We start from the raw sequence: 14,790 nt of genomic DNA on the forward strand, positions 1-14,790 counted from the left end.
GGGAACTACGCGCTCAACACCTCGTCGCCCGGCCGCACCTGCAGCTCGTAGAGCGCCTTGTAGCGCCCGCCGAGCGAAAGCAGCGCCTGATGGGTACCGCGCTCGACGATCCTTCCGTCTTCGACGAACAGGATCAGGTCGGCATGCATCAGCGAGCTCAGGCGGTGGGCAACGATGATCGTCACGCGGTCGGCGGCATAGCGGCGCATGGCGCTGCGGATGCGCTGCTCGGTGGCCGCGTCGATTGCCGCCGTCGAATCGTCGAACACCATCACCGCCGGCCTCAGCATCAGCGCCCGGGCGATCGACAGCCGCTGCCGCTGACCGCCGGAGAGCGACACGCCGCGCTCGCCGACGACGGTGCCGTAGCCGGTGGGAAGGCCGAGCACGTAATTGTGCAGCTGAGCGCTTTCGCTGGCGCGTTCGATGCGGCTTTCCTTTGCCCAGGGATCGCCATAGGCGATGTTGTTCTCGATCGTCGTCGTGAACAGAAAGGAGTCCTGCTGCACGACGGCAACGGAACGGCGCAGCGACTGCAGCGTCGCCTTGCGGATGTCCTGTCCGTCGATGGTGATCCTGCCGCCGGTCACATCGTAGAAGCGCGGGATCAGATGGGCGATCGTCGACTTGCCGCTGCCGGGAGGGCCGACGATGCCGATCGTCTGGCCGCGCCGGGCTTCGAAGGAGACGTCGTGGAGCACGGTGCGCTTTTCCGAGCCGGGATAGGCGAAGCTGACATTCTCGAAGCGCAGCACGCCCTCCGATACCGCCAATTCTTTGGCATCCGGCGCATCCTTGATCGCGATGTCGAGGTCGAGCAGGTTGAAGAGCCGCGAGCCGCAGGTGGAGGCGCGGGCAAAGGCATTGACCATCAGGCCGAGCTGGCGCACCGGCATCTGCAGGATGGTCATGAAGGTCAGGAACGAGGCGAGCGTGCCGACGGTGATCTCGCCCGCCATCACCTTGCCGCCGCCGACCCAGAGCACCAGACCCATCGCGGCGAAGAAGGAGAAGGTCATGGCGCTGGTGTTGACGACACGGATGCCGACGCGCTGATGGGCGAGCGCGAGCGCGTTTTTCGATGCCGCCTCGAATTTCGTCAGTTCGTGCTCCTGGGCGGCAAAGGCGCGCACGACGCGAATGCCGCCGAGATTCTCCTCCATGATCCGGGTCAGCACCGAAAGCCGCTCCTGCAGGTCGAGCCAGGTGGCGCGCAGCCTGAGCTGCGTCGCCGAGGAACGCCAGCCGACGAAGGGCACGAAGGAGAGCGCCAGCAGGCCGAGCACGACATCGGTCGACAGCAGCATATAGGCGCCGATGCCGATCAGGACCGACAGCAGGATCATGCGGACCAGCGCTGTCGAAAAATACATGCGCACGCCTTCGAGATCGAGCAGGCCGACGGTAATCAGATCGCCGGAATGGACCGTGTCGTGAAAGCTGAAGGAGAGGCGCTGGATCTTCTCGTAGCAGGCCAACCGCAGCTCGTAGCCCATGTGGTGGCCGACGGATTCACTGAAATAGTTCTGCACCATGGTGAAGAGGCCGCGCAGCACGCTGGCGCCGAGCAAGAGCAGCGCCGTGGTCAGAAGCGCGTCCTGCGCCGCCTGGCCGGCCGCGCCGCCGCCCATTGCCATCTGCGTGTGGTCGACGGCCCGGCCGAGAAGCCGGGGAATCATCAACTGGAAGGTGGAGGCGATGAGGGTGGCGCCGATCGCAAAGCCGGCCTGCCAGGGGTGGCGGAAGGCCATCACGGTGATGCGCACCAGTGTATAGAGGCCTCTGCCCCAGCCTGCCGCAGTTGCAAGCGCCATCGAAGCCGAAGGCTTCGTCGCGCGTGTTGACGCATCGCTGCTCACGGTATTTTTCCAATAGATGTGGTGCTCGGACGCTGGCCCGAAAAGACGGCAAATCCATGAAGGGATTGATAGCACCGTCATTTTTGCCGATTCCAACTGGGCGTTCAAGTAAAGAATTCACCAACTGGTTATTTTTACGTGAGGCTCCCCGCGCGTCCCTGCGGGAACAATCGGCGCGCGGGTGGGTTGCAGCAGCAGACCCGTCGGGCGACCGTTGCCGGAGAGATACGATGCCGCTGAAAGCCCTTGCTCTCAACGCGACGCTGAAGGCGAGCGACGCCAAGGATCCGTCGTCGACCGAGCGGATGATCGCTCTCATCGACAAGGCGATGGCTGAATTCGGTGTTACCACCGAAGTGCTGCGGCTTGCCGATTTCAACATCAAGCCGGGCGTCACGTCGGAAGAAGGCGCCGGCGATGACTGGCCCGACATTCGCGCCAAGGTGCTCGCCGCCGATATTCTGTTGATGGCGACGCCGATCTGGCTCGGCCAGCCCTCCAGCGTCTGCAAGCGGGTGCTCGAGCGCATGGACGCCTTTCTCGACGAGACGGACGATCAGGGCCGTATGGTGTCTTACGGCAGGGTCGCGGCCGTCGCCGTCGTCGGCAACGAGGACGGCGCCCATCACGTGTCGGCCGAACTCTACCAGGCACTGAACGATGTCGGCTTCACCATTCCGGCGAATGCCGTCGCCTACTGGGTCGGAGAGGCGATGGGCTCTACCAATTTCGTCGATCTCGACAAGGTGCCGAAGGTCGTGACGAAAGCCGTCGATATGCTGGCGCGCAACACGGCGCATCTGGCAGGCCTGCTGAAGGCGAAGCAATATCCGGGCGAGGGCGGCTGAAGGCGACCGCTGGCGCGTCGCACAAAATCTAAAATCTGATCAATGGTTTAGGACAAGAGATAATAAAGCTCTTGCCAGGGGTGCCGTTTAGCGCTTTCATACACGACCAGTTTGATAGACTATCGCCGAGAGATCGGCCCCTCTTTTTTGGCGGGTTCCCCGGTTGGACCCGAGCTGCGGCGTGAATGGCCGCGTGACCCTCATCAACGCGTGATCCGCTGTTTATGCGTTGAAACCTCGATCGACCCCAGGCTGCGGATGAAGCGCAAAGGAGTTGCGATGACGGTTCAGGGACTTTTTTCCGCAAGGGCCAAGGCGGCGGCACAGATCTCGGCCGTGCCGCGCATAGCGATTGTCGGGCGCGGCTTCTCCGGAATGATGACGGCCATTGCGCTGATGAAGACGGTGCGCGCACCCTTCCATCTTCAGCTGTTCGATCCGAATTCGTCGGTCAGCGGCGGCCAGGCGCTGGCCTCGGCCCGCGCCTCGACGATCCTCAACACCCGCGTGCGTGATCTCTCGGTTTCGGTCGGCGACAGCGACGATTTCAACGACTGGCTCTGTAGCAACGCCGCTTTCCGCGCCGCCGTGCCGGCCGCCATTCCCGGTTTCCGGCAGATCTTCGTGCCGAAGGAGATCTTCAGCGATTACGTCTACCAGCGCTTTTCGGAAGCGCTCGCCGCGCGCCGGGACATCACCGTTCAGGTCTGCAACGATCCCGTGGTGGCGATCCGCCGGAGCCATGGCAACCGTTTCCTGCTCGAAAGCGCCAATCCGGCCAATCCACTGTTCGATACGGTGATTCTTGCCACCGGCTATGGCCTGGGCGATCCGGATGCCGAGGAGCCGGGCGCGTCGCCGGTCAGGGCCCAGCGCCTCGTCGCGCGGCCGCATGCCGTGTTGCTCGGCAGCGGCATTCGCGTCGTCGACCAGTTGCTGCAGCTGCGCGATTCCGGTTATGCCGGCCAGGTGACGATCATTTCCCGGCGCGGTTTCCTGCCCCAGAGCCATACGCCGAATTCCGCCGATCCGGTGTTTCCGGCCGAAGCGCTGCCGGAAAGCCTGCCCGACATCGTGCGCTTCATCCGCCAGGCTTGCCGCGAGGCGGAAGAAGAGGGGCAAAGCTGGCAATCGGTGATGAACGGGCTGAGGAAACATGCGCGCTCTCTGTGGAGATCGCTGCCGGCCCGCGACAAACATCAGTTCAACCGCCATTTGCGGGCGATCTACGACAGCCACCGCAATCGCCTGCCGGAGGCCATGCACCTGCGCCTGAAACGCGAGCTCGTCGAAGGTCGCACGGTGCTGCGCCGCGGCCGGGCCGGCCGCCAGGGGCTGAGCGGCCTGTTCTTCACGCCGGCCGGCTCCTCTGTCGAAGAGGTCATCCATGCCGAGCGCATCATCGATTGCCGCTGCCAGGCGCCGGATCTTTCAGCGCCGCTGATGCAGAGCCTGTTTTCCGCCGATCTCGCCATGCCGGACGAACTTTCGCTCGGGCTGGCGGTCAATGCGCGCGGCGAGCCCTTTCTGGAGGACGGTTCGACGGTTGCCGGACTTTTTGCCGTCGGTCCGCTCGGCCTCGGCAGTCTCCCCGATATCGATCTCGTGCCGGAGATCGTCTCGCAGGCCTATGCCGCTGCCGAGCGTATCGGTGAGCGGTTCCATCCACAGGTCAGGGCAGTCTGAAAAGTGTGATATTTTCGGAACCATCTGTTCGGTGCCGCGTTAAAAGCGCTGGTAACCGAGAGGGGCAGATGGAAGTGCTGGATCGATATGATACGTCTCTTGATGAAGAGGGACGCTTTCGTCTTCTGGTCGATGCCATCACCGACTATGCCATCTACATGCTGAGCCCGGAAGGCATCGTCACCAGCTGGAATACCGGCGCTCAACGTTTCAAAGGTTACAAGCCCTCGGAAATTCTCGGCGAGCACTTTTCCCGTTTCTATGTGGACGAGGATCGCGCCGCGGGCATCCCCGAGCGCGCCCTCGCCACGGCGGTGGAAGAGGGCCGGTACGAGGGGGAGGGCTGGCGCCGGCGCAAGGACGGCAGCCGCTTCTGGGCGCATGTGGTCATCGATCCGATCCGCCATCCCTCCGGCGAACTGGTCGGCTTTGCCAAGATCACCCGCGATCTGACCGAACGCAGGGCCGCCGAACAGGCGATCCGCCAGAGTGAGGAACAATTTCGCCGTCTGGTTCAGGGCGTTTCGGACTATGCGATCTACATGCTCGATCCTGACGGCAATGTCAGCAGTTGGAATTTCGGCGCCGAGCGTATCAAGGGTTATCGGCCTGATGAAATCATCGGCCGGCATTTCTCGACCTTTTATACACCCGAGGATCGCGCGGCCGGCCTGCCGGAGAAGGCGCTCCGGGTCGCGCGCGCCGAAGGCCGGTTCGAAAGGGAGGGCTGGCGTGTCCGCAAGGATGGCAGCCGCTTCTGGGCGAGTGTCGTCGTCGACGCTATCCGCGACGAAGACGGCGAAGTACTAGGTTTCGCCAAGATCACCCGCGACATCACCGAAAAGATGGAGACGCAGCGGGCGTTGGAGCAGGCGCGCGAAGAGCTTTTCCAATCGCAGAAGATGGAGGCGATCGGCCAATTGACCGGCGGTATCGCCCATGATTTCAACAATCTGCTGATGGCCGTGCTCGGCAGTCTCGAACTCCTGAAGAAGCGCATGCCGCAGGACCGCTCGCTGACGTCGCTGGTCGACAATGCCATGCAGGGCGCCCAGCGGGGTGCTGCCTTGACGCAGCGCATGCTGGCCTTCTCCCGCCGGCAGGAGCTGCACCTGGAGCCGATCGACGTCTCGGGCCTGGTGCGCGGCATGATGGACATTCTGAGCCGGTCGCTCGGCCCCCTCACCACGATCCAGACCTCCTTCCCGGTCAGGCTGCCGACAATCCTCACCGACCCCAACCAGCTCGAGATGGCGATCCTCAATCTCGTCGTCAACGCGCGCGACGCCATGCCTTCCGGCGGCCGTATCATGCTTCGCGCATCCGAGGAAACGATAACCGCAGGCAAGGGGCCGCTGTCGGCCGGCCGCTACATCCGAATCGCGGTGATCGATGAAGGCGAGGGCATGGATGCAAAGACGCTGGAGCAGGCGGTCACGCCGTTCTTCACCACCAAGGGGGTCGGCAAGGGCACCGGTCTTGGCCTTTCCATGGTCCAGGGTCTCGCAAGCCAGTCCGGCGGCCGGCTCATCCTGAAGAGCACGCTGGGCGAAGGCACGACGGCCGAGCTATGGTTTCCGGTCGTCATTGCCGAACAGACTGCCGAAGCACCGGCCGACATGCCGCAAAAGCCAGATAACGCACCGCAGGGGCTGCGCATTGTCGCCGTCGATGACGACGGCCTGGTGCTGATGAATACGACGCTGATGCTGGAGGATCTCGGCCACACCGTTTTCGAGGCGATGGCCGGTCCGGAGGCGCTCGACATTCTACGCAAGGAGCCGGTCGATCTGGTCATCTGCGATCACGCCATGCCGCGGATGACGGGAGCGCAGCTCGCCGAGGCGATCCGCAGCGAGTGGCCTGAGATGCCGATCATTCTCGCCACGGGTTACGCCGATCTGCCCGATGGCGCCGGCGCGGCCAATCTGCCCCGCCTCGGCAAGCCCTTCTCGCAGGCGCAGTTGGCCGAAGCGATCAGCCGGATCGCTTGTTAACCGCTCTAGAGCTTTTCCGGGTTAGATTGAAGCATTCTGTTGGCTCAAACGGAGTCGGATGGTCGACCGGCCGGCGCGCGTCGTAGCCCAACTCTACGGCCAAGCCGGCCGGTCGATCAGCCGGCCCGTTTCAGCCAACCCGGAGGGCCGGGCATCTTTCCGCCAGGATCAGAGGCGATCGGCTCGGACGTACCGAGGGGTATGTCCGTCGCCAATCGCCTCTGCCCTGACGAAAACCTGCTCCGGCAGAATGCTTCAATCTAACCCGGAAAAGCTCTAGGCGCGAAGCTTCTCGTCGCCATTATCTTGGATGACCGCGTGGTCGGCTCCGAGTTCTGAGGTCGTCGGAATTGGCTGTTTACCCGTCGTGGCCGGAGTTGTGCCGTCCAGCAGGCGCTTTTCGGTCTCTTGCAGGTCGAGGATCGCCTGCTCAATCGTCTCAGCCGGAGTTTCGCGCGCGGCTGCGCGCCACCGATAATGCCGCCACAAGCCGACGAGCAGGCGTCGGCTCGGAACTTCTATCGTCTCGTGAATGAACCATGCTCCTGCCGTCGCAACAAAAAGCGCCACCATGATGAGCACCGGTTCCGGCATCAGCGCCTCGAAAGCCCGGCGTACAAGGAACATGATCGGGACGTGGAAAAGATAGAGCGAAAAGCTGATCGCGCCGAAGAACCGCACGGGTGCCGCTGCCAGAACATCGGCTGCGATGGGAGGCTGCCGAGCGACGAGCGCCACAATCACGGCTGCGGCGGCCGCGCTTTGCAGGCTCCAGAATTCAGGGGAGAAACCAGGCAAGACATGCCTGTAAACAAAGAACGCCGCCAGAAGGAACAGCGTGAAAGCGCCTGTGGAGGCGGATGGCCTCCACCTGTCCCAGCAGGAATGCATCGCTCCGGCAAGGGCGCCGAACAGAAAATAGGGGAACTTGGAAAGAAGCAGTATGCCTGGTCCCGGCAGTTCAAGCAGACCATCCACCACGAGCAGCACCGCCAAGCCTACGATCACACCGCTATAGCGCTGCGGGCGGGTCAAGCAGAGCCAAAGGATCGGGAAGAACAGATAGAACTGAATTTCGGGTGGAATTGACCAGAAAACCCCGCTCGAGCCCAGAAGAAAGACGTGGCGGAGAAATTCCGTGCCGCCGATGATCGGCTGAACGAAGTTTAGGCTTCGCATTCCGGACAGCATCGCCACAAGCAGGACAGCAGCCAGATAGACCGGATAGATACGGGCAAAGCGGCTTACAAGAAAATCCAGGACGGTTTCCTTGGTCACCGGTCGCGAGCCGTAGAGATGGGCCATCAAAAAGCCGCTGAGGGCGAAGAACAGGCCGACGGCTTCGCTGCCCATCGTCATGTCACGCAAGGCTGTATTCGGAAAGATGAGCCCGATATGCGCCTGCACGACCAGAAGCGCGGCGATACCGCGCAGACCATCGAGACTGGGGATGTAATCCGGCCGGCTCATGTACAACTTTGAAATGTTCTGTTCAGGCAAGCAGTATCGGACATCGCTTTACAAGAGATTAATCCGGCGCGCGCGAGCCATCGGTGTGCAACTGCTGCTTGCCGGTGCGCTCGAATGAAGCAAGCGACCGCTCTAGTCTCGGCGCCTTGTTCCGATCTCGCCGCGAAGAATAAACATCAGCAACGCCAGCACCATCACCGCCAGTCCGTACCAGGTGATCGCATAGACGAGATGGTTGTTGGGAAAACGGATGACGGTGAGGCCGCCGACGGGCAGGCCGCCGGGATTTGCAGCGGCGTCGGCATCGATGAAATAGGGCGCGACCACGCCGAGGTCGCGCTTTTGCGCGATCGCTGCGACATCGCGCGAATACCAGCGGTCGGCGGCGACGTCATTGGATTGGAGCAGCGATCCCTTCGGCTCTGTCATCCGCATGAGCCCGGTGATCTCGATCGGGCCTGATATCTGACCGTCGCGGCGCGAGGCGGGGTCGCGCCTGTCCGTCGGCACGAAGCCGCGATTGACGAGGATGGCGGTGCCGTCAGCGAGCATTAGCGGCGTCATCACCCAATAACCCGGACCGAGCACGGTCGAGGCGTAGACCAGCGTTTCCTTGTCGTTTGCCAGCATTCCCTCGACGCTCACCCGTCGATATTCGCCTTCTGCGGCATTGACCTTGTCCCAGTCGGCGCGCGCCGGGGCCGGCACGGCGGCTGCGTGCACGCGCTGGTCGACGCGGGCGATGAGATCGCGCTTCCAGCCCAGGCGTTGAACCTGCCAGGTGCCGAGACCAAAGAGGATGGCGGCAAGCAGCGTCAGACAGACGGCGAAGAGCGCGCGTTTTGCCCGGAAATGCCGTCTTTCCGATTTATCCGTGGGGGCTTCGCTCATTGGTCTCAGGGCGGCGCTGCGGCCGCCCCTTCGTTTGCCGTTACGGCATGTTCTTCATCATCTCCGGGCTCATCGGCATCATATTGGAGTTGAGATGATGCATGACCCAGAGCGAACCGGAGAGCGCGATGGCGACGATGATGAGGGTGAAGATCAGCGCCATCATCGTCCAGCCGCCTTCGCTCCTGGGGTTCATGTGCAGGAAGAAGACCATGTGGACGACGATCTGGATGGCGCCGATACCCATCACCAGCACCGCCGTCAGCGCCGGGCTGGCGAAGACGCCTGACATGACAAGCCAGAAGGGAATGGCGGTCAGGATGACGGAGAGCGCGAAGCCCACCATATAACTGCGGAACGTGCCGTGGCCGGCCTGGTGGCCGTGGCTGTGGCCGTGATGCGCCTCGTGGGCATCCTCATGGGTCGGTGCTTGCGAACTCATCCGAGAACTCCGAGCAGATAGACGAAGGAAAAGACGCCGATCCAGACGACGTCGAGGAAGTGCCAGAACATTGAAAGGCACATCAGGCGGCGGCGGTTGGTCTCGACCAGCCCGTGCATCGACACCTGCACCATCAGCGTGATCAGCCAGATGATGCCGAAGGTGACGTGCAGCCCGTGGGTGCCGACGAGCGTGAAGAAGGAGGAGAGGAAGGCGCTGCGCGTCGGCCCGGCGCCCTCGTGGATCAGGTGGATGAACTCGTAGAGTTCGAGCCCGATGAAGGCCGCGCCGAACAGACCGGTGACGGCGAGCCAGAACAGCGTTTCCGCCTTAGCGTTCCGCTCCATCTGCAGCATGGCGAAGCCGTAGGTGATCGAGGAGAACAGCAGCATCGAGGTGTTGAGGGCGACGATCGGCAGATCGAAGAGATCGGCCGGCGACGGGCCGGCGGCATAGTTGCGGCCGAGCACGCCGTGCGTGGCAAACAGCACCGCGAAGATCAGGCAGTCGCTCATCAGATAGAGCCAGAAGCCGAGATTGGTGCTCCCTTCCGGATGATGGTCTTCCGTCAGATAGAATTCAGGCTTTTCCGCCGTGTCGATGGTTTGATCGCTCATGGTCATTACACCTGCTCGGCAAGCAGCGCCGTGCGCTTGCCTTCCGTTTCGGTCACCTTGCCGGCGGGGATGTAGAAGTCGCGTTTGTAGTTGAAGGTATGGCCGATCGCCACCACCAGCAGTGCGACGGCGGAGAGGATCACCAGCCACCACATGTACCAGATCAGGCCGAAGGCAAGCGCGACGCTGATCGCCGACAGGATGGCGCCGGTGCCGGTATTCTTCGGCATGTGGATCGGCTTGAACCCGCCGAGGGGGCGTTCGTAGCCGCGCCTTTTCATGTCGTACCAGCTGTCATGGTCGTGGACCACGGGCGTGAAGGCGAAGTTGTAGTCCGGTGGCGGCGAGGACGTCGACCATTCCAGTGTCCGGGCATCCCAGGGATCGCCGCTGTCGTCGCGCAATTCCTCGCGTTTCATGAAGCTGACGACGATCTGGATCAGGAAGGCGGCGATGCCGAGCGCGATCAGGCCGACGCCGAAGGCGGCAATGATGAACCAGATCCGCAGCGACGGGTCCTCGAATTGGCTCATACGGCGGGTGACGCCCATCAGGCCAAGCACGTAGAGCGGCATGAAGGCGAACCAGAAGCCGATCTGCCAGAACCAGAAGCTCGTCTTGCCCCAGAAGGGATCGAGCTTGAAGCCGAAGGCCTTCGGGAACCAGTAGTTCACGCCGGCGAACATGCCGAACAGAACGCCGCCGATGATGACGTTGTGGAAATGGGCGATGAGGAACAGCGAATTGTGCAGCACGAAGTCGGCCGGCGGCACGGCCAGCATGACGCCGGTCATGCCGCCGATAACGAAAGTCACCATGAAGCCGACCGTCCAGAGCATCGGCACCTCGTAGCGGATGCGGCCGCGATACATGGTGAAGAGCCAGTTGAAGATCTTCGCTCCCGTGGGGATGGAGATGATCATCGTGGTGATGCCGAAGAAGGAGTTGACGGAAGCACCCGAACCCATCGTGAAGAAGTGATGCAGCCAGACGATGTAGGACAGGATCATGATCACGCAGGTGGCGTAGACCATCGAGGCGTAGCCGAACAGTCGTTTGCCGGAAAAGGTCGCGACCACTTCCGAGAAGATGCCGAAGGCCGGCAGCACCAGGATGTAGACCTCCGGATGGCCCCAGATCCAGATGAGGTTGATGTACATCATCGGATTGCCGCCGAGGTCGTTGGTGAAGAAATTCGTCCCGGCGTAGCGGTCGAGCGACAGCAGCGCGAGCGTTGCCGTCAGGATCGGGAAGGAGGCGACGATCAGCACATTGGTGCAGAGCGCCGTCCAGGTGAAGACCGGCATCTTCATGAAGGTCATGCCCGGCGCGCGCATCTTGACGATGGTGGCGATCAGGTTGATGCCGGACAGCGTTGTTCCGACACCGGCCACCTGCAGGCCCCAGATATAATAGTCGACGCCGACACCCGGACTGTAGGCGGCCCCCGACAGCGGCGGATAAGCGAGCCAGCCGGTCTGGGCGAATTCACCGATGAACAGCGACAGCATGATGATGATAGCGCCGGCGGTGGTCATCCAGAAGGAGAAGTTGTTGAGGAAGGGGAAGGAGACGTCGCGCGCCCCGATCTGCAGCGGCACCACGAAGTTCATCAGGCCGGTGACGAAGGGCATCGCCACGAAGAAGATCATGATGACGCCGTGGGCGGTGAAGATCTGGTCGTAATGGTGCGGCGGCAGGTAGCCCTCCGAACCGTTGAAGGCGATCGCCTGCTGGACGCGCATCAGGATCGCGTCGGAAAAGCCGCGCAGCAGCATGATGACGGCGAGGATCACATACATGATGCCGATCTTCTTGTGATCGACGCTGCAGATCCAGTCGTGCCAGAGCGAGCCCCAGAACTTGAAATAGGTGATGGCGCCAAACACGGCGAGACCGCCGATGACGACGCCGATGAAGGTCACGACCAGGATCGGCTCGTGATAGGGGATGGCGTCGAGGGTCAACCGGCCGAAGATCAACTTCAGGAGGTCAGGATTGGAAAACATGGAACAACCCGTTCATTATGTCTTGCGACGCAAAGCGCCAGGTTAATTGTTGTTGTTGAGCTGCGCCGGCGCCGGATCGGCGCCGTTGCCCGTGCCGGGCATGGAATGACCGTCATGCCGCATGTCCGTGCCGGGCGTGCTGTCCATTCCGGGCATGTCATGCTGCATGCCGTTGCCATCGGTGTTCTTGGGCGGCTCGACCTGTGCCGGAACGCCCGTTGCCGGCACGGTGGCCCCAGGCTCGACGACGTCTTCGCCGGCATGGCGGTTGTCGTATTGCAGCTTCTCGCGGTTTTCGGCGCTTTCCTTGCCGCCGCCGCCCGTCATGTCGATATGCATCATCTCGTTCATGCACATCTTGCCCGGCGTGGCGCACATGTTGAGGATGGCGTCGTAGAGATCGGCGTCGGCGCCGGCATAGTAGCGCACCGGCTCCTTCTCGCTCGGCTTCTCGAGCTTCAGATAGGCGTCGCGGTTGAGCATCGTGCCCTGCTGCTTGACCTTGGCCACCCAGGCGTCGAAGCCTTCGCGGGTGAGGCCATGGAACTTGAAGCGCATATGCGAGAAGCCGGCGCCGCTGTAATTGGCGGAGAAGCCTTCATATTCGCCTTCCTGATTGATAACGGCGTGCAGCTTTGTCTCCATGCCGGGCATGGCGTAGATCTGGCCGGCAAGGGCGGGGATGTAGAAGGAGTTCATCACCGAGGAGGAGGTGATTTTGAAATTGACCGGCATGTCGACGGGCGCGGCGAGCTCGTTGACGGTGGCAATGCCGAGTTCGGGATAGAAGAACAGCCATTTCCAGTCGAGCGCCACGACCTCGACGGTCAGTGGCTTGGTATCGGCCGGGATGGCGCGCTCGGCATCGAGCCGGTCGAGCGGGCGGTAGGGATCGAGCTTATGCGTGGAAATCCAGGTGACGGCGCCGAGCGCAATGATGATCGCCAGCGGTGCCGCCCAGATAACGATTTCGAGGCGGGTCGAATGATGCCATTCCGGCGCGTAAGTCGCGGCCGTGTTAGAGCGGCGGTAGCGCCAGGCGAAGAGCAGCGTCAGGAAGATCACCGGAACGATGATCAGAAGCATCAGCACCGTCGAGATGACGATCAGATCGCGCTGTTGCGCGGCGATGTCGCCGGAAGGCGCCATGACCACCATGTTGCATCCTGCCAGGAAAAGCAGCGGCAAGACGGATAGAAGGCGGGAAAACTTCATGAGTTTTGGCACGTCTCTAAGCTCTTGTTGTTTCGTTTTGTCCGCGACTAAAGCACTGAACCGGATAGCGACATGAGGCGGAAGGTCGCAGTGCAGCAAACATGCCGCACTGCGGCAAAATCATCGGGCGCTAGTGCTTTGAAATCCTGATGAAATATAGAAGGATTTTAGGCCTGCGCATATTTCAGTCCAATATATCCGCAACTGCCGGTCAGGCCAGCATTTGCAGGGGAAAATCACCCTCCGGATCACGCATTTTTTCCGTCCGCGCTTCATTTGAGCCGTGATGATGAACTATTTCGGTCTCACGGACTTGATAAGCCTGCCGGTTTGATCAAGATCAGACCTGAGGCGCCTTGCCGGAAGCGCCTTAACGAGGAGGCGTTTTATGGCAACAACATCGCATTACGGACCGTCGTCGTCGTCGCTTGAACGCGACGCACGGCGCATTCACGACGACAAGCCGGTGTCACCGGGCAGCATCGCCATCGGCGTGGTGATCGGCCGCATGTCGGAATTCTTCGATTTCTTCGTCTACGGCCTCGCCTCGGTCCTGGTCTTTCCGCAGCTCGTCTTTCCTTTCGCGCCCGACAGGCTGACCGGCACGCTCTACTCCTTCGCCATCTTCTCGCTCGCTTTCCTCGCCCGTCCCGTCGGCTCCGTCGTCTTCATGACCATCGACCGAATGTATGGGCGCGGCACGAAGCTGACGATCGCGCTCTTCCTGCTCGGCGGCTCCACGGCCTCGATCGCCTTCCTGCCGGGTTATGCGGAAATCGGCGTCTGGTCGATCGCCCTTTTGGCGCTCTTCCGTCTCGGCCAGGGCTTCGCGCTCGGCGGCGCCTGGGACGGCCTGGCATCGCTCCTCGCACTTAACGCGCCGCCCAATCACCGTGGCTGGTACGCGATGATCCCACAGCTCGGCGCGCCGATCGGCTTTGCGCTGGCAAGCACGCTCTTCGGTTATTTCGTCGCCAACCTTTCCAGCGAGGATTTCCTCTCCTGGGGCTGGCGCTATCCCTTCTTCGTCGCCTTCGCGATCAATGTCGTGGCGCTGTTTGCGCGTCTGCGCCTGGTCATGACCAAGGAATTCGGCACGCTGCTCGAGCAACATGAGTTGGAGGCCGCACCGATCCTCCAGGTGCTGCGCGTTCACGGCCGCGACATCCTGATCGGCGCCTTCGTGCCGCTCGCGAGCTTCGCCATGTTCCACCTGGTGACCATCTTCCCGCTCGGCTGGATGAGCCTTTACGGCAACCAGCCGATCGGCACCTTCATGGTGGTGCAGGTGGTCGGCGCCATGGTCGGCGTCGTTGCCATCATCGCCTCGGGCCTGATCGCCGACCGCATCGGCCGGCGCGCCCAGCTCGCGATCTGCGCCGTCATCATCGCCGTCTTCAGTTTTGTCGGGCCCATCCTGATCGCATCCGGCAATAACGGCCACGATGCCTTCGTCATCATCGGCTTCGGCGTGCTCGGCCTCTCCTTCGGCCAGGCGACCGGTTCGATCTCGTCGCGCTTCGGCCGCGGCTATCGCTATACCGGTGCTGCCTTCACCTCGGACCTTGCCTGGCTGATCGGCGCCGGCTTCGCACCGCTGGTGGCGCTCAGCCTCTCCAGCCGCTTCGGCCTGACCTTCGTCGGCTACTACCTGCTCTCCGGCGCCATCTGCACGCTGGCGGCGCTGGCCTTCAGCAAGGCGCTGGAACAGCGCGAATAGGTCGAACCACAGCAGCACGCCGGCAAGTCCGGCGTG

11 protein-coding genes are annotated in these 14,790 nt (G+C 62.3%); 4 read left to right on the forward strand and 7 right to left on the reverse strand.

Going from position 1 to position 14,790, the window contains the following annotated elements:
- Window positions 1-5 precede the first annotated feature (5 nt).
- Entirely contained in the window at window positions 6-1,814 is a 1,809-nt protein-coding gene (locus AMK02_RS27590) for an ABC transporter ATP-binding protein (RefSeq protein WP_064808807.1), read from the reverse strand.
- A 275-nt stretch (window positions 1,815-2,089) separates the two neighbouring features.
- Between AMK02_RS27590 and AMK02_RS27595 the strand changes: the two genes are divergently transcribed.
- From AMK02_RS27595 to AMK02_RS27605, 3 genes are all read left to right on the forward strand, one after another.
- Window positions 2,090-2,707 carry a flavodoxin family protein gene (locus AMK02_RS27595; RefSeq protein WP_064808057.1) on the forward strand — a complete coding sequence of 206 codons (618 nt, stop codon included), beginning with the start codon at window positions 2,090-2,092 and terminating at the stop codon, window positions 2,705-2,707.
- A gap of 279 nt (window positions 2,708-2,986) precedes the next feature.
- Entirely contained in the window at window positions 2,987-4,393 is a 1,407-nt protein-coding gene (locus tag AMK02_RS27600; protein ID WP_064808809.1) for an FAD/NAD(P)-binding protein, read from the forward strand.
- A 68-nt stretch (window positions 4,394-4,461) separates the two neighbouring features.
- Window positions 4,462-6,390, forward strand: coding sequence for a hybrid sensor histidine kinase/response regulator (locus tag AMK02_RS27605; protein WP_064808059.1), 1,929 nt, complete (start codon window positions 4,462-4,464; stop codon window positions 6,388-6,390).
- Between the two features lie 276 nt (window positions 6,391-6,666).
- On the opposite strand, the gene AMK02_RS27610 is transcribed toward AMK02_RS27605, so the two are convergent.
- The 6 genes from AMK02_RS27610 to cyoA form a co-directional block, all read right to left on the reverse strand.
- Window positions 6,667-7,860: an acyltransferase family protein gene (locus tag AMK02_RS27610; RefSeq protein WP_064808061.1), complete on the reverse strand. Its 1,194-nt coding sequence runs from the start codon at window positions 7,858-7,860 to the stop codon at window positions 6,667-6,669.
- A 132-nt stretch (window positions 7,861-7,992) separates the two neighbouring features.
- Window positions 7,993-8,751, reverse strand: a complete 759-nt coding sequence (locus tag AMK02_RS27615) for an SURF1 family protein (RefSeq protein ID WP_064808062.1) — start codon at window positions 8,749-8,751, stop codon at window positions 7,993-7,995.
- Window positions 8,752-8,791: 40 nt separating this feature from the next.
- Entirely contained in the window at window positions 8,792-9,193 is a 402-nt protein-coding gene (cyoD, locus tag AMK02_RS27620; protein WP_064808064.1) for a cytochrome o ubiquinol oxidase subunit IV, read from the reverse strand.
- Window positions 9,190-9,810, reverse strand: coding sequence for a cytochrome o ubiquinol oxidase subunit III (gene cyoC, locus AMK02_RS27625; protein ID WP_064808811.1), 621 nt, complete (start codon window positions 9,808-9,810; stop codon window positions 9,190-9,192). The genes cyoD and cyoC overlap by 4 nt, the downstream gene beginning before the upstream one ends.
- 5 nt (window positions 9,811-9,815) lie before the next feature.
- Window positions 9,816-11,819 (reverse strand): cytochrome o ubiquinol oxidase subunit I, encoded by a 2,004-nt coding sequence (gene cyoB, locus AMK02_RS27630; protein WP_064808066.1) that lies wholly within the window; start codon window positions 11,817-11,819, stop codon window positions 9,816-9,818.
- A gap of 42 nt (window positions 11,820-11,861) precedes the next feature.
- The gene (cyoA, locus tag AMK02_RS27635; protein WP_064808068.1) at window positions 11,862-13,046 is read right to left on the reverse strand and encodes a ubiquinol oxidase subunit II; all 1,185 of its coding nucleotides are present in this window, start codon (window positions 13,044-13,046) and stop codon (window positions 11,862-11,864) included.
- A gap of 376 nt (window positions 13,047-13,422) precedes the next feature.
- Here cyoA and AMK02_RS27640 point away from each other — a divergent pair, with 376 nt between their 5' ends.
- Window positions 13,423-14,754: an MFS transporter gene (locus AMK02_RS27640; RefSeq protein ID WP_064808070.1), complete on the forward strand. Its 1,332-nt coding sequence runs from the start codon at window positions 13,423-13,425 to the stop codon at window positions 14,752-14,754.
- The last annotated feature ends 36 nt before the right edge of the window (window positions 14,755-14,790 follow it).

This window comes from Rhizobium sp. N731 (genome assembly GCF_001664145.1).
Classification (GTDB): Bacteria; Pseudomonadota; Alphaproteobacteria; order Rhizobiales; family Rhizobiaceae; genus Rhizobium; species Rhizobium esperanzae.